Here is a 19018-nt window from a genome sequence, read left to right as displayed (position 1 = left end):
GCCAGGCAGGGCAGCGCTGAGGAGGAAAATAAAGTCTCAGTTAAAGACAAGTCTTAGCCAAATTTGCATTGACGGGATAGAGAATAAATTTTTCCTTTCCCGATTCAGGACAACCAGGAATGTCAGGCAAAAAAGTCATTGTCATGGACGCCAGCCCACTGCTTCGCGCTGGACTCCAGGGCTTATTATCAGAACATGGTCATCAGATTGTTGCGCAGTTTGGCACAATGGAAGAATTGCTGGATAAACATTCGTTGTTCAACGCCGACTTGATAATAATGGAGCATCTGCAACAACAGCCAGACGTGTTTTCTTCTCTGGCTCAGTTAATAAAAAATATCCCTGATACACAGGTAATGATTTTATCCTCATCATCCAGTGATTTTCACATTCAGCTTAGCAGGAAGGCGGGGGCTGCCGGCTATCTTAATAAAAGCAGTACGCTGGACAACCTCGTCCGGACTGTCAATAAAGTCGCATCCGGCCAGTTCTGTTATGGCAATGAACTGAGGCTGCACCGGACAAAATACCCGCGAGACGCCTCGTTGTTGTTATCGCTATCCCATACTGACATCTGTATCTTGCGCTACATTTCTGCCGGCTACAGCAATCAGGTCATTGCCGGCATAATGAATATAAATAATAAACGCGTCAGCGCTTATAAAAAGCGCATCATGCTGAAATTTAAAATATCCAAATTGACTGAACTGGTGGATCTGGCAAAACGTAATTATCTCTATTGAACAGAAATGACGCCGGGAAATGACTAACGACCACGAAACTCGCGACGATAGCGGGAAGGTGAGGTATTAAGCTGCTTTTGAAAGTGGCGCCGTAAAGAGGTCGTGGAAGGGAAGCCGACGCGTTCGGCAATATCTTCCACTGGCCGATCGGTTTTTTCAAGAAAGCGCTGGGCAACGAGAATGCGCTGGTTCAAAAGCCAGTTTGAAAAACATTCCCCCGTCGTTTGCTGAAAGCGGCGGGTAAAGCTCCGGCGGCTCATGCAGGCTTTCTCTGCCACGCAGTCCAGCGTGATGGCCAGCTGTAAATTCTCTGTTGCCCAGGCCAGCGCGTCGGTGAAGTTATCTCCACGACGCGTATTCTGCACCGGCAGCTCCACAAACTGCCGCTGCCCGCCCTGACGATGAGGCGGCACCACCAGCAAGCGCGCCACGCGGTTGGCGACATCCGCGCCCCACGCCTGTCGGACCAGGTGCAAACAGCAGTCGATACTGGCTGCCGTTCCTGCTGACGTCACAACATCGCCATCATCAATGTAAAGCACATCTTTATCCATCTGCACTGAAGGATAAAGACGCTGAAAGTCCGCCGCCCATCGCCAGTGTGTCGTTGCCGGACGGTTTTCCAGCAGGCCTGCGGCGGCCACCACGAACGTGCCCATACACAACCCAACAATGCGGGACCCGGCTGCATGCGCGTTTTGTAACGCCGTTAACAGTTCAGGCTCCGGTGCATGCTCGGGCACATCCCAGCCCGGCACAATCACCATATCCATCCCGGCTAACGCATCCAGACCTCGGTCGACCACGATGGAAAAACCGGCATTGGTTTTAAGCGCACCGGGTGTAGTGGCACAAACCACGAGCTGACACAGGGCGTCACCCTGCGGCGTCAGTGCTTTCTCAAACACGGCATAAGGCACCGAAAGGTGAAAAGGAATAATGCCTTCAAAGACTACGATACCAATTTTCAATGTCATGACCGCCTCCGTAAGCCAGCCAGTATAGAGGGCTGGCTGGCCACAGGGATTTCAGTTCGGTCTTATTTTTCCACCGCCAGCGCCATCACCTGATCCGTGGTCATGATTTCAGCAAAGACATCCGCGACGCCTGCCAGCGCTGCACGCTGCAGCGTGTCGTGATCCACCACGCCCCCCTTCCCGTCATCCAGATCGCGCGTGGCTGTCGCATCTTCCGGAATAATCACGCTATAACCCAGCGGTACAGCATCACGTGCAGTCGATGAGATACACATATGCGTCATCAGGCCCGCCACGATGACCTTTTTAATTCCCTGTTTCTTTAAGCGGGCATCCAGATCGGTGCCCACGAAAGCGCTCGGGGTCTCCTTGGTAATAATGGTGTCCTGCGCAGTCGGCTGCAGATCCTTATGGAACTGGGCAAATACGGAATTCTCAGCGAACAGCGGCGTACCGTTTTGCTGCGGGCTATTTTTTGTTATGTGGCGCACAAAGTAGACCGGCATCCCTTTTTGGTGTGCATACTCGACCAGCTTTTTGTTTTTCAACAGCACATCCGCGCCATCCGGGATAACCATCCGGCCGCGGAAGTCCTGACCCGCGTAATATTCATTCTGAATATCCACCACGATTAACGCGGTTTCAGCTGCGGATAAAGACGTCGTAGCAACAGCGCCTGACATCGCGCGAATTGTTTTTGTATTCACCTGATTTGTCTCCTGTGCGGTGGCCTGGCTGGAAAATGCGCTCATCATGCTCACCAACAGTGCGGTACGGAAAATCGTTTTCATAACAAGAACTCCCTCTGTGTTGTGTTCGGGAGGCATTATTTCGTATTGACGTAAAAGACAGGAGTCACCTGAAGAACGAAAAACGGTACTTTTGGGCCAATATAAAAAAGATTATCCCGTCGTTCCTGCCGAGCAAATATGCCAGAAAAACCCACCACTCTAATTTTCATATCATTGAAATAGCGCTATTTTCCGCTTATTGACCGGCGGGTAATATCGTTGCAGATATGGTATAGTTATGCATAATATTCATGCCTGTGTTCATCAGGCAAAGCCCTTTGAACCAGGATGATAAAATGAATAGCGTATTAATCGTGGATGACCACCCGGTTGCCCGTCTGGCGGTGAGAATGTTGCTGGAAAAAGACGGGATGACGGTGATCGGCGAGACTGATGATGGCCTTAAGGCATTACAACAGGCACGTCAGTTACTTCCGGATTTGGTTATTGTCGATATCGATATTCCTACAATTAATGGGATTAACGTTGTTCAGCGACTCCGTGCGAATGATTTTAAAGGCGGGATCCTGGTTCTGACGGGTAAAGATGACGATCATTATATTAAGCGTTGTGCCGGTGCGGGCGCCGATGGGTTTATTAGCAAGCGCAATAATCTGACGGAACTTCATGACGCTATCCGTGCAATCAAAAGTGGCTATGGTTTTTTCCCGATTAACCGCGCCCGCCAGATTGCCGCAGAGGATATTCCACTGGATGACAAAGGGAATATTGCCAGTCTGTCGGATAAGGAACTGCAGGTTCTGCATTTTCTGGCAAAAGGAAGCCGGATTGTCGATATCGCCGGGGAAATGATGATCAGTGATAAAACGGTCAGCACCTATAAAAGCCGCCTGATGAAAAAGCTCGATCTTAAAAGCCCGAAAGACATTTATGATTTTGCCCTGCGCAACAAAATAGAATGAGCCAACACCGGGTCTTAAAGGGAAAAATGTGACGGAATCCCCTTCGGCGGCACGCCCGCTACGCATACTGACTGTAGACGATCACCCGGCAAGCCGGCTCCTGCTCAGGCAGCAATTGATCCGCCTGGGGTATGAGGTTGTCGAGGCAGAAAACGGCGAACAAGCCCTTGTGCGCTGGAGCGAACAGCAGGTTGATATGGTCATCACCGATTGTAATATGCCGGTGATGGACGGGCTAACCCTCACCCGGCTGTTACGGGAACGGCAGCAAAAACCGTTAATTATCCTTGGTCTCACTGCGAATGCTCAGCCCGAAGAGCGTAGCCGCTGTATTGCCGCAGGTATGGACGACTGCCTTTTCAAACCGCTCAATCTGAAGCAACTGGAGGCGGGTCTACAGCGGGTATCCCCAAAAGAGGCGACTACAAAACTTGCTGACCCGAAAGGCCTCGGCCAGTTTATCCGTGTGGACAATCTTCGGTCGTTAACCGGCGATGACAATACCTTATTGTTCACCCTGCTGAATGCCACTCGGGATGAAAACCAACGCGACATGCAACCCTGCCTTACGCTGGCCCGTCAGGGCGACTGGGCAGTGCTGGCGTATCACGTACATCGCCTGGCCGGTGCCGCCGATATCATTGGCGCAACTGCGATAGCGCAGCAGTGTCGCAGTCTTGAAAAGGCATGCGAAGGGACAACGCTGCCCGTCGAGTCTGACATTGTGCCCCGCCTCCAGACCCTGCTCAGGGACGTCGCGGCGCTGAATCAGGCGATTACAGCCTTCACCACACCACGCTAACCTCAGGTTTACTTTTCCTTACACGCTATCGAGCGGGCGCCTGCGCCTGGCCTGTCCTGTTTTTCACCGACAAGGACTACACGCCTATAGTCCTTCCCTTACACGCCTATCATCCTGCCCTCATGTATCTCACTGACCTGGAATTTATATAGTGACCCCGTTGTCACCATGGCAACGTTTTTGAAATAAAGAAGGTTGCCATGTTAAATAATTTATTTGAGACCACTACAACAGAACTGCGTTTTCTTATTCTGATGCTCTTGATGATCAACCTCACGGGCGTTTTATTTTTATTATTTACGCCTCATTAATTAAAAGGTATTCCTTGTGAAAAAAACATTTCTTATTCTGCCTGTGCTCACGGCATTAACCATGACTGCGCACGCTAAATCATTGACGCAGTCCACCCTGTCTCTGGAACAGGCATCTGTACTCGCCAGCGAAGCCGTTAAATCGTGCAGCGCTAAAGGCTATAACGTCAGCGTAACGGTTGTCGATGCTGCAGGTCTCACCCGCGCGGTACAGCGTATGGATAACGCCGGGCCACACACCCTGACAGCCAGCTATCAGAAAGCGTTTACCTCTGCGTCCAGCGGAGCGGCGACCAGCCAGCTTCTGGAAAACTCAAATAAGTACCCGGCGGCGAAAAACCTCGGCGATATCCCGGGTTTCTTATTACTGGCTGGCGGCGTACCGGTTAAAGAAAATAACGCCACCATCGGTGCCATTGGTATTGGCGGCGCGCCGAGTGGTGATATTGATGAAGCCTGCGCACTCGACGCTATTAAAAAGCTGAAATAAGTAAAGCTATCTGTCATTTATCGGAAAGATAAAAAGGAACTTATTATGAACGTAACGCCACGTGTTTTATTCGCCTCTGTGATTTCACTGTGCGCTTCCGGCCCGGTACTGGCTGCCGAAAACGTTAAAGAAGGTTATTACGGCGCCCTGAACCTGATTGACACCCATCAGAAGGCCAAGAGCATGAACCTGAGCGAACGCCCGGGGATCGGTTCATTTGTGGCCGGGGACGAAAAAGAGCACAAGCTGAACGGTTCCGTGGCCGCTGGCTATCAGTTCGGCAATAACTGGCGTACCGAAGCGGAATATGTGTTTAAAGAAAAAACAGAATTCACCAGCGGCTCTTCCACGTTTGCGACCAGTTTCAACCACATGAAAGTTGATTCTGAACGTGCAATGCTCAACGTTTATCGTGACTTTATGATCACCGACAAATTCGCCCTGTACGCAACGGCGGGTGCCGGTGTGGCGAAAGTGAAAGTGGGTGGCTGGCAGGGTAATGACACCCGCGAGTTTGCTGGCAACACGCAAACCAACTTTACCTACTCCGTGGGTGCAGGTGCGTCTTATGAAGTTATCGACGATCTGACCCTGTACGCCACTTATCGTTATGTCGATATGGGCAATATCGAAAGCGGCCGTAACACCTTTGTCAACGCCCGCAGTCTGCAGGATGAAAACCTGCGTGGACGCCTGGTGAACAATGAATTTGTATTCGGCGTGCGCTACGTCCTGTAAGGCACGTTGACAGACAGTTTCATCACCCTCATTTCAGGTATTTTTCCTCTCTTTTATGCCACTTTGCCTGTCCTTACCGCCTCTCTGCCGGGCGGTAAGGTTTTTTTTGCTCAAGAGCGCTCACGATCGAATTTCCCTTCGGTACGCTGACGCCCCTTATTCCGGCACCACCTCCACGCTCGCCGACAACCCGGCTACCAGCTCAACCCCCTTCGGCAATGCATCAATATGTATGCGCACCGGGACGCGCTGCGCCAGCCGCACCCAGCTAAACGTCGGCTCGACGTCGGGAAGCCCAAGCCCGCCCGTCTCATCGTTGTTATCACCGATCCCATGGCCGATGCTCTCGACATGCCCGGCAATCACCGGTTCATAGCCCATCAACACGATATGCGCCGTGTCCCCAACGCGAATATAGCGAAGTTTGGTCTCCTCGAAATACCCTACCACCCAGAAACTGTGCGCATCGACGATGGCGACCTTAGTCTCCCCCGCGGTAGCATAGTCCCCCGGACGAAGCCGCAGATGGGTGATATAACCCGAGACGGGAGCCCGTACGGTGGCATGGGACAAATTAAGCTCGGCCAGCTCCAGCGCGGCCTGCGCACCGTGATAATTCGCCACCGCGACGTTCGCGGCGCTGCCCGTTTGCTGTAAATCCTCGCTGGATATCGCGGCTTTAATCTGTGCGCGTCGTCTGGCGGCATCCTGTCGCATCACCATCTCATGCCGTCTGGATTCCACCTCCGCCTGCGCGCTGGCCACCGCCAGCGTGAGCCAGTGCGGGTCGATAGCGTAGAGCACATCGCCCCGGTTAACCCACTGGTTATCCCGGACGGCCACGCGGATTACCGGCCCGGATACGTCCGGCGCAATCTGTACCACATCCGCCCGTACCCGGCCGTCGCGGGTCCAGGGCGTTTGCGCATAATGTTTCCACATCATAAAAGCCAGAAGCGTGGCCGCCACGACGGCACATAACGTCAGCGCATAGCGACCGACCAGAGAAAGTAGTGATTTCATCTAAATAACCCCAGCGCGGTCAGGCCCTGCATCAGCAGGAAAAAGGTGACCAGATAAGTTGAAACGTCCAGCAGCGGGCGAAAAGGCAAACGACGGTAGAGCCTGCTGAGCGATAAAAGCGCGATGAGTGCCAGCGTGCAGGCCAGCGCCGCGAGCGCGGTGACAAGCAGTCCCGGGATAAAAACGCCCCCGATATTCAGATCATTGACCATCGTCTGCCCTCCGTAATGCGCAATGCAAATCCACCAGATGGCCGACAAACTGGCGCGTTTGTGCATCTGCGGCAGGCAAACAGAGGCGGATGTGGTCGCCGATGTGTTCACGCAAGGCGTCGGTGTCGTTCAGGTGATACAGGCGCGCGCTAATCTCTCTGCTCGCGGGCATACCGCAGCGGCGTAAATGCATCACCGAAAGGCCGATGCGCAGCGCGCGCAGCAGCGGGTTAAGCACCTGCTCTGAGGCACGCCCGCTGCGCTGCAGGCGCGGCAGTAACAGGGCAGCGCGGTCAATCATCAGATTGGTCCAGTGCGTCTCATCCAGCAGAAGCTTGCCCTTCACGCTGCGACGAATATCGCGCTGGCACAGCGTGTGCAGACGTGCGATGGCCGCGTCGGCCTGCACGGTTTGCAGCAGGCTCATGCTGATAACAGCAAAGCCGGTTGCGGCAAACAGCGCAATGGCGGTATTGGCCGCCGTGGCAAAATCTCCGCTGTAGTGGGCACCCAGCTCGCACAATACCGGCAGCGTCAGGGTGATCCCCATTGCCATAAACGTGGTGGGAGGACGTGCCTGAAGCGACCCGGCCAGCAAATATACCGGCGCCAGCACGGCCACCAGCACGGGGAAATCGCTCACCTGCGGAAGCAGCGCAAAGCTGTACAGCAGGCTAATCAATACGCCCCAGAACGAGCCAATAATGTATTTCACAATGTGCGGAGCCGGGGTGTCGAAACTGCCAAACAGCGTGCAGCAGACCCCAAGGATAGAGACCGCCGTGCTGCCATCGGGCCAGGCGGAGAAGATCCAGACCAGGCAGCCGCTCAGGATGATGGCGAACGCGCCCAGCGAGGTGCGGGCGGCAGTAAGAGGATCGCGGTGAAAAACATACCCTTTAACTGCCCTGCCCGCCGTCAGTCCGTGGGCGGGCTTCGCATGGTGGATGGCATCAGAAAGACGTTCGCACTGCTGCAACAGCGTAATGGCCTGCGTCAGATAACGGACAAAACTGGCCAGCAGCGCGTCGTTCATCGTCCGGGCCTGTTCAGCGTAGCGCTCTGCGAGCTGTTCACTGCGTGCTATTAACGCATCTGCCGTGCTGTGACGTGCAGCATCTTTATCCCCCAGCCAGGCCTGAACGTCGTCGAGCAATACCTGCAACCCGGCAGGCACCGTCGCCGGTAAGCGATCGCGTAATTCACAGTTGACGATGACCAGCCGCGCCAGTCGGTCATGGATAGCCTTTCTGCCCTGCCGCACCGGAGCAGACAGGGCAAAATCATACGGAATATGGTGGCTTATACCCTGCAGAAACTGCAGCGCCAGCGCCAGATGCAGCGGGTCTGAAACCGCGACGGGTTTGCCTGCGAGGGTGTCAGCCACCCGCTCACGCGCGGCGTGCAGGGTTTGCGATAACTTACTGTTGAACAGGCCGGAGATACGCGCGGGTAACACATAGCGATGTATCAGCGCCACGCAGAAGATCCCAATGACAATCTCCTGCACACGGATAATAGCGATATTAAAAATCCCGCCGGGGTCGGATACCGCAGGAAAACCAATCAGGCTCGCAGTGTACCCGGCCAGCACAAAGGCATACGCCCGCGGGGTGCGCTCCAGCAGAGATAAATAGAGGCAGAACGTGATCCAGCCCGACAGCATCACGCTGCAGAGGATCGGCATATTGACGAAGACAGGTACGATCGCAACGGTGGCGCAGGCCCCCACAACGGTGCCGGCCAGACGATAGAGACTTCTGCTCAGCGAGGCCCCTACCGACGTCTGCGAAACGATATAGACGGTAATAATGGCCCACGATGGACGTTCGAGGCCTATCGACAGCGCAATGTAGTAAGCGAGCATCGCCGCTGCAAAACTTCTCGCGGAATAGAGCAACGCACTGGCATCGTTACGCAGCACGGGAGAAAACCGCTCACGCATGGCGCGCCACGAATGAAAATGAAAAGCGTTTAATATGTTCATGCCAGAATTATTACTGGCTTGCGAACCCGCTTAAATACTCTATTCTGTCAAAAAATACCTAAATGTTGCCAGAAACGTGAAACCTCAACTTGCCAATACGCTCTTCGACCCTGACGCCACCGCATGCCCGGCCGTAGCCCGACATCTGGATTTCGTGGAGTACGCCGCGGAAGTGCCGGTGCACACCCACCGTAAGGGGCAGCTGATTATTGCCCTGTATGGCGCGGTGATTTGTCATGCGGAAAATGATATCTGGATCGTGCCGCCAGACTGTGCCGTCTGGATCCCTGGCGGGATCGCACACAGCGCCAAAGCGACCTGGAATGCTCATCTCAACTATCTGTTTATTGAGCCCGGTGCCGCCGCGCTGCCGGAGAAATGCTGCACGCTGGCCATTTCCCCGTTAATCAAAGCGCTGGTTGACCGTTTGACGCATGAACGCGTTGATTATCCGCCAGAGAGCCATGCCGCGCGGCTGACCAGAGTGACGCTTGATGAGCTCGCCAGCATGCCGCAGCAGAAGCTGAGCCTGCCCGTTTCAGCCCATCCCAAAATTCGCGCCATGGCCGACGCGCTGGTCAGCCATCCTGACGACAGAAGCACCCTGAAAGCGTGGGCGAAACGGCTGGCGCTGAGCGAGCGCTCCTTTGCGCGTTTGATGGCGCGCGAGACCGGGCTGAGCTTTGGCCGCTGGCGTCAGCAGCTGCAGTTGATTATTGCCCTGCAGGAGCTGGCAAGCGGTGTCCCGGTCCAGAACGTGGCGACAACGCTTGGGTATGAATCCGTGAATGCGTTTATCACCATGTTCAGGAAAGCCATGGGCACCACGCCCGCGCACTATTTTGCCGAACGAAAAGTCAGCGGCCGTTAACCCGGCCCTTCGCTGCCTGCAGCAAGCAGAGGAACCAGCACATCGCTAATCGGAACGGGAATTCCGTGGGCACGACCGTAGCGCTGGATCACGCCGTTGCGGATATCCCACTCCATGGGACGGTTGGCCTGACGATCGGCCAGGATAGACGTGCCTAAATCGGCAGGTGCGCGCTGGAAGTTCGCCAGGATCTCCTGCGCAACGTCATCGTGCAGCACCGCGCCTTCTGCTCGAGCCACGGCAAGCCCCTCGCGCAGATACGCCAGCGCCAGCTCGCTGATATCCTCACGGGAGAACATCCCGGCACGACGATTCGCAAGCACCATCAGGCCTGCAACCGCATTTTGCAGCAGCTTGCGCCATGCGACGGTAAGAAAATCTGCCGACAAGTCTACCGCGCAGCGCGTGCCGTTCAGCGCATCAGCCACCCGTTTTGCCTGTGGCACATCCGGCAGCGTCAACCGCGGACTGGCGCGCAGCCAGACGGACGCATCCGGCTCACGCTGCGCCGGGAACCAGACCACCGACGACAGTACCGTCGCGCCATTGACCCACGGTGCCAGCTGGGCCTTTTGCTCGACGCCGTTTTGCAGCGCGCAGACCACCGTGTTTTCATCGCACAGCGCGTTCAGCCATCCCGCGCTGTCGGCGTTCTGGGTCGTTTTCACTGCGATAAAAACCAGATCGTACGGACGATCGATGACCGTCGGATCGGTTAATACCGGCCCGGGTACCACGATTTCACCCTCATCGTGCCGCAAACGTAATTGCGGATGTGCGGTACGTCCACACAGTTGCGGCGTGCGGCCAGCCTCATGCAGCACCGCAGCGATAGTGGTTCCGATTGCACCGGGTCCAATCAGCGCAATGGTTGGATAGTCAGACATTGTTAACTCCCCTGGTCGCTAAAGCCCTAATCAGTGTGCCGTGGCGTTCAGCATAGCCGCCACACGTCCCTTTATACCACCGCCTGAAGTGGGAGCCATACCCGTTGTCTATACTCATTTCATCTACGACAACGGAGTGCACCATGCCATTACCCGATTTCCATTCCTCTGAACCTTATACCCTTGGTATTGAACTTGAACTGCAGGTGGTTAACCCGCCGGGGTACGATCTGAGCCAGGACTCCTCCGCCCTTATCGCTGCCGTCAAAAACGACATCAAAGGCGGGGAGGTGAAGCACGATATCACCGAGAGCATGCTCGAAATCGCCACCGGCGTGTGTCAGAACATTGATCAGGCCGCCGCACAAATCTCGGTGATGCAGCAAAGTATTCTGCGCGCCGCTGCGGAGCAGCATATTCAGATCTGCGGCGGTGGGACGCACCCTTTCCAGAAGTGGCAGCGTCAGGAGGTGTGCGATGACGAGCGCTATAACGTCACGCTCGAACGGTTTGGCTATCTGATTTTGCAGGCGACGGTATTCGGCCAGCACGTGCATGTCGGGTGTCGGACCGGCGACGACGCTATTTATCTGCTGCATGGTTTGTCGCGCTTTGTCCCCCACTTTATTGCTCTGGCGGCGTCCTCACCCTATATGCAGGGTACGGACACAAAGTTCGCCTCGTCGCGACTCAATATCTTCTCGGGATTTCCGGATAATGGACAGATGCCGTGGGTAAACAACTGGCAGGAGTTCGAAGGGCTGTTTCGTCGTCTGAGCGCCACCAGCATGATCGACAGCATTAAAGATTTGCACTGGGATATTCGCCCCAGCCCGCATTTTGGCACGGTCGAAGTGCGGGTGATGGATACACCGCTGACGCTCGGCCACGCGATCAACATCGCCGGGTTGATTCAGGCGACGTCTCACTGGCTGCTGACCACGCGGCCCTATAAGCATCAGGAAAAGGATTTTCTGCTGTACCGCTTTAACCGTTTTCAGGCATGTCGTTACGGGTTAGAGGGCATTCTGACGGACGTGCAGACTGGCGAGCATAAAACCGTGGCGGAAGATATTGGGTGGCTGCTGGAGCAGGTTGCGCCGTCGGCCGAGAAGCTCGGCGCGACGAGCGCGATTAAGGAAATAGCCCTGATGTTAAAACAGGGCAAGAGCGAGGCGCAGCGCATGCGCGATTTTATCGCAGACGGCGGTTCGCTTATTTCTCTGGTTCAGAAACATTGCGAGCTGTGGGCGACGAGTCCGTAAGGCGATGCCCCCACTCACGCAGGCGCTGGAACAGCACAAACAGCGCCGGGATAAACAGAATGCCGACCACGGTGGCCACCAGCATCCCGCTGAACACCGTGGTGCCAATGATGCGGCGGCTCTGCGCCCCTGCCCCGGACGCCAGCATCATCGGCAGCACACCGATAATAAATGACACCGCCGTCATCATCACCGCCCGGAAGCGGCGTGAGGCGCCTTCACGGGCCGCATCGACAATCGCCATCCCCTCATTACGCCGTGCGCGGGCAAACTCGACGATCAGGATCGCGTTCTTGGCCGCCAGCGCGATTAACAGCACCAGGCCAATCTGCACATACACATCGTTGGCGTATCCCGCGATCCACAGCCACACCAGCGCGCCCCCGATGGCGAACAGGACTGAGAGCATCACGCTCGCGGGCAGCGTCCAGCTCTCATACTGCGCGACAAGGAACAGCCACGCCATAACCACTGCGGCCAGGACAATCCAGATGGCCTGATTTCCGGTCTGCTGCTCCTGATAAGACATCCCGCTCCAGGCATAGTCGTACCCGGCAGGCAGGTTTTCCGCCAGAAGCTCGCTCATCACGGCCATCGCCGTGCTGCTGCTCACGCCGTCTGCCGCCGACCCGCTCACTGACACCGACGGGAACTGGTTGTACTGCTGCAGGAACGGTGCGCCAACGGTCGGGGTAATCGTGACAAGATTACTCAGACGCACCCGCTCACCGTTATTGCTGCGCACGAACAATTCGCTGATTTGCCCGGCACGCTCGCGCCACTGCATTTCGTTCTGTACCACCACGTGGTAGACGCGGTTGTTAACGCTAAAATCCCCGGCACGCGTGCCGCCAAAGGCGGTTTGCAGGCTGCTGAAGATGCGCGAGACCGGCACGTCGAGGCGGGCAGCGCGCTCGCGATCAACGGTCAGCGTCAGCTGCGGCACGTTGCTGCTCCAGGTGGTAAACACCCGGTTAAGCTGCGGATGCTGGTTAGCTTTTATCAGAACGTTGCGGGTAACGCGTTCCAGCTCCGCCGGGCTTTGCCCCGCCTGGGCCTGAATACGCAGGTCGAAGCCGGAGGCGTTGCCCAGCCCCGGCAACGTCGGCGGGGCGAAGGTCATGATGGTCGCTTCCGGCAGCGCCAGCAGCTGACGCTGCAGCGTTCCCCTCACCTCATCAAGCGGCGGACGCTCCCCCCATGTCTTCAGCATGATGGAGATAAACCCGCCGTTAGACGCGCTGGTACCGTTGAGAATGTTAAAACCGGAGACCTGAATCACATCCTCGACCGCAGGGTGTCTGGCGATAAGCTCCCGCGCGGTGGTCATCACCGCTTCGGTACGCTCCAGCGACGCCGCTTCCGGCAACTGCACGCTGGCGAAGAAGTAGCCCTGATCTTCCTGCGGCAGGAAGCCCTTTGGCATCGACATAAAGCTGAACACCACCACGCCCGCCGCGCCGGCCGTTGCCAGCAGCACCAGCCACGGACGGAGGTTAATGCAGTTAACGATGCGGGTATAAACGGTGCGTGTGGTATCCAGTCCGCGGTTGAAAACGCGGTAAACCGCGGCTGGCTTCTTCGGGCGCGGGCGCAGCAACAGCGCACAGAGCGCTGGCGTCAGGGTCAGCGCCACCAGGCTTGAGAGCGTGACGGCGGTGGAGAGCGTGACCGCGAACTGGCGATACAACTCCCCCACGATCCCCGGCAGCAGCGCCACCGGCACAAACACCGCCAGCAGCACCAGGGTGGTGGCAATCACCGGCCCGGCAATCTGGCGCAGCGCCTGTGCGGTAGCCGCCGTGCGGCTTTGCCCTTCCGCCATCAGCGTTTCAACGCTCTCCACCACCACAATGGCGTCATCCACCACCATGGTAAGCGCCAGAATAATGGCGAACAGGCTGAGCGTGTTGGCCGAATAACCGAGGGTATAGAGCACCGCAAAGGTGCCGACCAGCGACACTGGAATGGCGAGCGCCACAATCAGCGTCGCACGCCAGCTCTGCAGAAATAAGGAAACCACCACCACGACGGCGAGCAGGGTCAGCGCCAGCGAGACGCCAATCTCCTTGATGGTCGCGGCGACAAAGGTGGTGGTATCGAATTTTATTTCATAGGTCAGATCGTCCGGGAAGCGTGCAGAGAGTCGCGCCAGCTCCGCGCGAACCGCATCGGCTACGCGCAGGGCGTTGGCGGACGGCGTAGGGTAGATGCCAAGATAGGCCGAGTCATGCCCGTTCAACTGGGCGCCGGAGCTGTAGCTGCGCGACCCCAGTTCAATCGTGGCGACATCTTTCAGGCGCACCAACTGGCCCATCTCCCCCGCACGGATAATGATGTCCGCAAAGTCCTCAGCCTGATTTAAACGCCCCAGGCCGTTAATCGTCAGGGTTTGCTGCTGGCCGTTAAACACCGGCGGCGTTCCGACCTGGCCTGCCGCCCCCTGGACGTTCTGCTCGCGTAACGCCTGAGCCACGTCATCGGTGGTCACGTTCAGGGCGTTCATGCGATCCGGACGCAGCCAGATACGCATGCTGTAGTCGCGCGCGCCAAACATCTGCACCTGCCCGACGCCCGGCAAACGCGCCAGCGCTTCACGCACCTGCGTGCTGGCGTAGTTACTGACGAAAAGCGGCGTGTGGGTATTGTCCGGTGAGTAAAGGCTTACCCCCATCATCAGATTGGTGGCGCGTTTACGCACCTGCACGCCGTTTTGCTGCGCCTCGGTGGGCAATTGCGCCACAGCCTGCGCCACGCGGTTTTGCACGTCGATGGCGGCCAGATCCGGATCGGTCCCTGCCGCAAATGTGATGTTCAGGCTGTAGGCACCTTCATCCGAACTGGTGGATTCCATATAGAGCATGTGATCCACGCCGTTAAGCTGAGTCTCCAGCGGCGTGGCAATGGCTTCCGCCACGTCAGCCGAACTGGCACCGGGCCAGCTGGCGGAGACATTCACCACCGGTGGGGTGATCTGCGGGTACTGCTCCACCGGGATAATCTTCAGCGCGATGGCACCCAGCAGGGTTATCACCAGCGCAATCACCATCGCGAAGCGCGGGCGTTTGATGAAAAACGTCAGCATGATGGCTCCTTAATTCAGTATCTGGACGGCTGCGCCAGGCTGTACGCGCTGGGCACCGTCGGTGATCGCTCGCTCACCGGGATGTAAGCCGGATGAAATCTCAAACTGCTGGCCAATCTGTCCGGCAATCTTCAGCGGGCGTTTTTCGGCTTTGCCTTCTGCGTTAACCACCCAGGCAAAAAATCCCTCGCCGTTTTGCTGTACCGCCGCAGCGGGCACTGTCAGCACCGGCTGCGCGCTTGCCGGACGCAGGTAGACATTCACATTGCCGCCCGGCAGCAGCTGATGGCGCGGGTTGGCGAATTCGGCGCGCAGCATCACGCTGGCGGTACGCGGGTCGATACGATTGTCCACGGAGGTCAGTTCACCGTTCAGGCGCTGACCATTGCTGTCAATCCGCGCCTGCCAGGCGCGCTTCAGGGCGCTGATATCCGCATGTTGTCCGGCTTTGGTGGCAAACGCCCCCTCTTCCAGCGCAAAGGCGATACGGATCGGATCAAGCTGCACGACATCCACCAGCACGCCGCTTGACGGGTTCACCAGGCTGCCGGCATGGAACTGGCTGTGCCCCACTCGGCCATCAATCGGCGATGTGATGCGCGTGTACGCCAGCGTCACGTTACGGGTTTCGAGGCGAGCTTTCGCCTGCTCCAGCGCAGCGCTGGCGACATCGCGCTGCATGCGCGCGTTATCCACGTCGTGACGGCTGATGGCATTGCTGTTGCCCAGGCTTTCAAAGCGTGAAAGCTGCTGCTGCGCCTGACGCAGCGTAGCTTCCGCGCTCTTTACCTCAGCCTGTGCCAGACGCACGGCGGCGCGTGGCTCGGCATCGTCCAGTTCAAACAGCACGTCACCTTTTTTCACGTATTGTCCGTCGCGAAAATGAACCTGGGTAATCACGCCTTCCGTGCGCGCTCTTATCTCGACGGTATGAATGGCTTCAATGCGGCCAGGCACGTGCCGTTCAGCTGCGTGGGTCGTTTGCTCCACAACCGCCACGCGAACCGGAATGGCAGCAGCAAACGCGGGTTGAAAGAGGGCGAGGAGGACGAACAGGAGCGGGAATTTCATGGGGATGTACCTCTGATGTGTTTCCCTCACCCCGGCCCTCTGCCCAATGAAAGGGAAGTCAGCATCCCCTCTCCCGGCGGGAGAGGGTTAAGGTGAGGGCAAAAGGTTATGCAGCCTTACGGAACCTGCGGGTCAGTCGCTTCTCGATTTCAACAACGAAGAACATCACCGCGGCTACCGCCAGCGTGACGAACCAGTAGCGCAGAGGCAGCGCTTCCGTGCCGAAAAGCATCTGCATAAACGGCAGGTAGATGATTGCCGCCTGGAGCAGGAACAACACGCCTGTGACCAGCCAAATCCCTTTGTTCGCCAGCAGGCCACGGTTCAGGGAGAACCCTTCAGTGTTGCGGCAGTTAATCATGTATACCCACTGGGCGCAGACCAGCATCTGCAGCAGCACGGTACGGATGAACTCCGCGCTGTGGCCGCGCGGTGCCAGCCAGGCTTCCAGCGCAAAGGCGGCGATGGCAATCATGGTTCCGACAAAGGCCACGCGCCATACGGCGTACGCATCCATCACGTGCTGTCCGGTCTGACGCGGCGGACGCTTCATGATGTTGCGCTCAGCGGCTTCAAAGGCCAGGCCAAAGGAGAGCGTGGCGGAGGTTGCCATGTTCATCCACAAAATCAGTACCGGCGTCAGCGGGATAATGTTTCCTGCCAGCAGCGCAATAACAATCAGTAACCCCTGCGCCAGGTTGGTCGGCATAATGAACAGAATGGTTTTCTTCAGGTTGTCGTAAACGCGACGCCCCTCTTTTACCGCGCTGGCGATGGTCGCGAAGTTATCGTCGGTCAGGACCATGTCCGCCGCCTCTTTGGTCACTTCGGTGCCTTTAATGCCCATTGCGATGCCCACGTCCGCCTGGCGCAACGCCGGAGCGTCATTCACACCGTCGCCGGTCATGCCCACGATCTCACCCTTGTCCTGCAGGGCTTTCACCAGGCGCAGCTTATGCTCCGGGCTGGTACGGGCGAAAATGTCATATTTCACCGCGGCATCTGCAAGCTCAGCGTCGTCCATTTTCTCCAGCTGGTAGCCCGTCACCGCCTGCTCGCTGTTGGTGATCCCGAGCATCTGGCCGATGCTCATTGCCGTCTGCGGGTGATCCCCGGTGATCATCTTCACGCGGATCCCGGCCTGCTGGCAGGCATGAATCGCATCAATCGCTTCAGGACGCGGTGGATCCATCATTGCGGCAATACCGAGGAAGATCAGCCCGTGATTCAGATCGTCATGCGTCAGCGCCTGCTCACCGTTCGCCGGTTTGAACGCTGCGGCAACCATACGCAGCCCCTGGCGTGCATAGCGCTCCATCTCGGTTTCCCAGTAAGCGCGGTCGAACGCTTCAGCGCCGTTACGGGCCTGCTGCTGTTTACACAGCGCGAAAATCACGTCCGGCGCGCCGGTAATCAGGATGTGCTCCTCGTGACCAATCTGATAGTGGGTGCTCATGTACTTGTACTGCGAATCGAACGGGATCTTGTTAATCAGGGTGGTCATCACCGGCTCAAGATGCGCCTTCGCCGCCAGCACCTTCAGCGCCCCTTCGGTCGGCCCACCGGTGATGCCCCACAGACCGCGTTCGTCCTGTATCAGCTGACTGTCATTACAGAGATCGACAGTGCGCAGGTACTGCTCCAGCACGGTGCCCGGCTGGATCTGCATCGGCTCGTCGCTGCCTTCCAGGTAAATGTTCCCCACCGGCTCGTAGCTGTTACCGTCCACGCGGTAGCAACTGTCGGCAGTAATGATGGCTTTCACCGTCATCTCGTTCATGGTCAGGGTGCCGGTTTTATCCGAGCAGACCACGGTCATCGCCCCCAGGGTTTCAACCGTTGGCAGCTTGCGGATAATCGCCCGCTTGCGTGCCATCGCCTGCACGCCAAGAGAAAGGATGATAGAAATAATGGCTGGCAGACCTTCCGGCACGGAGGCGACCGCCAGGCTAATCAGAGAGAGCAGCAGCTCGCCCATGGGGATTTCGCGGAACACCAGGCTGAAGACAAACAGTGCCGCCATCATCGCCAGAATAATGGCGAAGATCGCCTTCCCCAGCTTGTCCATCTGCACCAGCAGCGGCGTACGATGCTTTTCAATACCCGCCATCATCTGGTTAATGTGGCCAAGTTCAGTCTCTTGCCCGGTGGCAATGACCACGCCAATGCCGCCCCCTGCACTCACGGTCGTACCGGAAAAGACCAGGTTAGTGCGGTCGCCCAGCGGTAATTCACCGGTCAGCGGATTAATGTGTTTATCCACCACGGTAGATTCGCCGGTCAGAATAGCCTCTTCCACGCGTAAATTATGCGCTTCGATTAAACGCATATCCGCCGGAATACGATCACCTGCGCGTAATACAATAATATCGCCCGGGACTATTTCAGTTGTCGGTAGCGTTTCATGATTGCCATTGCGAATGACGCGCGCTTCGCTGGAGAGCATATTGCGAATACTCTTCAGGGATTTTTCCGCATTGCTTTCCTGAATATGGCCAATTAACGCGTTGATTACCGCCACACCGAGGATAACCAGCGTATCGACCCAGTGGCCCATAACCGCGGTTAATACCGCCGCGGCAAGCAGAACGTAAATCAGTACATCATTAAAATGGGCGAGAAAACGTAGCCAGGCGGGTTTGCCTTTTTTCTCCGGCAACGCGTTAGGGCCATACTGATGCAGACGTGCCTGCGCTTCAGCACGGTCGAGGCCGCTTGCCTGGCTCTGCTTGTTAGCAAGCACTTGCTCAACGGTCTGCTGATACGCCTGCCCACCAGCAGGTGGCATGTTCTGAGAGAGATTTTTTTTGGTCATCGTATTTTTCCTTCAATATACGGTGGA

Annotated in this window: 16 protein-coding genes; 7 read left to right on the top strand and 9 right to left on the bottom strand. The window is 56.9% G+C overall.

What is annotated here, in order from left to right; translation table 11 throughout:
• The first annotated feature begins 119 nt into the window (after window positions 1–119).
• A complete protein-coding gene (locus AAIR21_RS10545) occupies window positions 120–743 on the top strand; it encodes a response regulator transcription factor (RefSeq protein ID WP_032681503.1) in 624 nt (207 codons plus the stop codon).
• Between the two features lie 23 nt (window positions 744–766).
• Here AAIR21_RS10545 and AAIR21_RS10540 read toward each other — a convergent pair whose 3' ends face one another.
• Window positions 767–1720 carry a GlxA family transcriptional regulator gene (locus AAIR21_RS10540; RefSeq protein ID WP_032681504.1) on the bottom strand — a complete coding sequence of 318 codons (954 nt, stop codon included), beginning with the start codon at window positions 1718–1720 and terminating at the stop codon, window positions 767–769.
• Window positions 1721–1782: 62 nt separating this feature from the next.
• Complete coding sequence (locus AAIR21_RS10535) at window positions 1783–2511, bottom strand: cysteine hydrolase family protein (RefSeq protein ID WP_044857524.1); 729 nt, start codon at window positions 2509–2511, stop codon at window positions 1783–1785.
• 296 nt (window positions 2512–2807) lie between these two features.
• Between AAIR21_RS10535 and AAIR21_RS10530 the strand changes: the two genes are divergently transcribed.
• The 4 genes from AAIR21_RS10530 (at window position 2808) to AAIR21_RS10515 (ending at window position 5775) form a co-directional block, all read left to right on the top strand.
• A complete protein-coding gene (locus tag AAIR21_RS10530) occupies window positions 2808–3434 on the top strand; it encodes a response regulator (protein ID WP_032681506.1) in 627 nt (208 codons plus the stop codon).
• A 28-nt stretch (window positions 3435–3462) separates the two neighbouring features.
• Window positions 3463–4236, top strand: coding sequence for a response regulator (locus tag AAIR21_RS10525; RefSeq protein WP_183516579.1), 774 nt, complete (start codon window positions 3463–3465; stop codon window positions 4234–4236).
• A gap of 327 nt (window positions 4237–4563) precedes the next feature.
• Entirely contained in the window at window positions 4564–5037 is a 474-nt protein-coding gene (locus AAIR21_RS10520) for a GlcG/HbpS family heme-binding protein (protein ID WP_020885120.1), read from the top strand.
• 45 nt (window positions 5038–5082) lie between these two features.
• Entirely contained in the window at window positions 5083–5775 is a 693-nt protein-coding gene (locus tag AAIR21_RS10515; protein WP_025204766.1) for an outer membrane protein, read from the top strand.
• 156 nt (window positions 5776–5931) lie between these two features.
• Here the strand turns inward: AAIR21_RS10515 and AAIR21_RS10510 are convergent, their stop codons facing one another.
• The 3 genes from AAIR21_RS10510 to AAIR21_RS10500 are packed head-to-tail and all read right to left on the bottom strand — an operon-like array spanning window position 5932 to window position 8997.
• Window positions 5932–6798 carry an efflux RND transporter periplasmic adaptor subunit gene (locus AAIR21_RS10510; protein WP_183516580.1) on the bottom strand — a complete coding sequence of 289 codons (867 nt, stop codon included), beginning with the start codon at window positions 6796–6798 and terminating at the stop codon, window positions 5932–5934.
• A complete protein-coding gene (locus AAIR21_RS10505) occupies window positions 6795–7010 on the bottom strand; it encodes a DUF1656 domain-containing protein (protein ID WP_020885123.1) in 216 nt (71 codons plus the stop codon). The genes AAIR21_RS10510 and AAIR21_RS10505 overlap by 4 nt, the downstream gene beginning before the upstream one ends.
• Entirely contained in the window at window positions 7000–8997 is a 1998-nt protein-coding gene (locus AAIR21_RS10500; RefSeq protein ID WP_230391340.1) for an FUSC family protein, read from the bottom strand. The genes AAIR21_RS10505 and AAIR21_RS10500 overlap by 11 nt, the downstream gene beginning before the upstream one ends.
• 76 nt (window positions 8998–9073) lie before the next feature.
• Between AAIR21_RS10500 and AAIR21_RS10495 the strand changes: the two genes are divergently transcribed.
• Window positions 9074–9868 carry an AraC family transcriptional regulator gene (locus AAIR21_RS10495; protein ID WP_025204769.1) on the top strand — a complete coding sequence of 265 codons (795 nt, stop codon included), beginning with the start codon at window positions 9074–9076 and terminating at the stop codon, window positions 9866–9868.
• On the opposite strand, the gene AAIR21_RS10490 is transcribed toward AAIR21_RS10495, so the two are convergent.
• Complete coding sequence (locus AAIR21_RS10490; RefSeq protein WP_183516581.1) at window positions 9865–10755, bottom strand: oxidoreductase; 891 nt, start codon at window positions 10753–10755, stop codon at window positions 9865–9867. The genes AAIR21_RS10495 and AAIR21_RS10490 overlap by 4 nt on opposite strands.
• A 143-nt stretch (window positions 10756–10898) precedes the next feature.
• On the opposite strand from AAIR21_RS10490, the gene AAIR21_RS10485 reads away from it, so the two are divergent.
• A complete protein-coding gene (locus tag AAIR21_RS10485) occupies window positions 10899–12020 on the top strand; it encodes a YbdK family carboxylate-amine ligase (protein WP_183516582.1) in 1122 nt (373 codons plus the stop codon).
• Here the strand turns inward: AAIR21_RS10485 and AAIR21_RS10480 are convergent.
• From AAIR21_RS10480 to AAIR21_RS10470, 3 genes are all read right to left on the bottom strand, one after another.
• Window positions 11971–15105, bottom strand: coding sequence for an efflux RND transporter permease subunit (locus AAIR21_RS10480; RefSeq protein WP_183516583.1), 3135 nt, complete (start codon window positions 15103–15105; stop codon window positions 11971–11973). The two genes, AAIR21_RS10485 and AAIR21_RS10480, sit on opposite strands and share 50 nt — an antisense overlap.
• A 9-nt stretch (window positions 15106–15114) precedes the next feature.
• Window positions 15115–16176, bottom strand: a complete 1062-nt coding sequence (locus tag AAIR21_RS10475) for an efflux RND transporter periplasmic adaptor subunit (protein ID WP_020885129.1) — start codon at window positions 16174–16176, stop codon at window positions 15115–15117.
• A gap of 106 nt (window positions 16177–16282) precedes the next feature.
• Window positions 16283–18991, bottom strand: a complete 2709-nt coding sequence (locus tag AAIR21_RS10470) for a cation-transporting P-type ATPase (protein WP_047744073.1) — start codon at window positions 18989–18991, stop codon at window positions 16283–16285.
• Window positions 18992–19018 lie beyond the last annotated feature (27 nt).

It is taken from the genome of Enterobacter sp. PTB, assembly GCF_051130085.1.
Taxonomy (GTDB): Bacteria; Pseudomonadota; Gammaproteobacteria; order Enterobacterales; family Enterobacteriaceae; genus Enterobacter; species Enterobacter ludwigii.
Note: the sequence above shows the minus strand (reverse complement) of the source record. Positions and strands in the feature narration are given on the sequence as shown.

Coding starts and splice junctions, on each gene's coding strand:
- AAIR21_RS10490 (WP_183516581.1), bottom strand. CDS start 10,755: ATGTCTGACTATCCAACCATTGCGCTGATTGGACCCGGTGCAATCGGA.
- AAIR21_RS10535 (WP_044857524.1), bottom strand. CDS start 2,511: ATGAAAACGATTTTCCGTACCGCACTGTTGGTGAGCATGATGAGCGCA.
- AAIR21_RS10510 (WP_183516580.1), bottom strand. CDS start 6,798: ATGAAATCACTACTTTCTCTGGTCGGTCGCTATGCGCTGACGTTATGT.
- AAIR21_RS10480 (WP_183516583.1), bottom strand. CDS start 15,105: ATGCTGACGTTTTTCATCAAACGCCCGCGCTTCGCGATGGTGATTGCG.
- AAIR21_RS10540 (WP_032681504.1), bottom strand. CDS start 1,720: ATGACATTGAAAATTGGTATCGTAGTCTTTGAAGGCATTATTCCTTTT.
- AAIR21_RS10485 (WP_183516582.1), top strand. CDS start 10,899: ATGCCATTACCCGATTTCCATTCCTCTGAACCTTATACCCTTGGTATT.
- AAIR21_RS10475 (WP_020885129.1), bottom strand. CDS start 16,176: ATGAAATTCCCGCTCCTGTTCGTCCTCCTCGCCCTCTTTCAACCCGCG.
- AAIR21_RS10505 (WP_020885123.1), bottom strand. CDS start 7,010: ATGGTCAATGATCTGAATATCGGGGGCGTTTTTATCCCGGGACTGCTT.
- AAIR21_RS10530 (WP_032681506.1), top strand. CDS start 2,808: ATGAATAGCGTATTAATCGTGGATGACCACCCGGTTGCCCGTCTGGCG.
- AAIR21_RS10470 (WP_047744073.1), bottom strand. CDS start 18,991: ATGACCAAAAAAAATCTCTCTCAGAACATGCCACCTGCTGGTGGGCAG.
- AAIR21_RS10500 (WP_230391340.1), bottom strand. CDS start 8,997: ATGAACATATTAAACGCTTTTCATTTTCATTCGTGGCGCGCCATGCGT.
- AAIR21_RS10515 (WP_025204766.1), top strand. CDS start 5,083: ATGAACGTAACGCCACGTGTTTTATTCGCCTCTGTGATTTCACTGTGC.
- AAIR21_RS10545 (WP_032681503.1), top strand. CDS start 120: ATGTCAGGCAAAAAAGTCATTGTCATGGACGCCAGCCCACTGCTTCGC.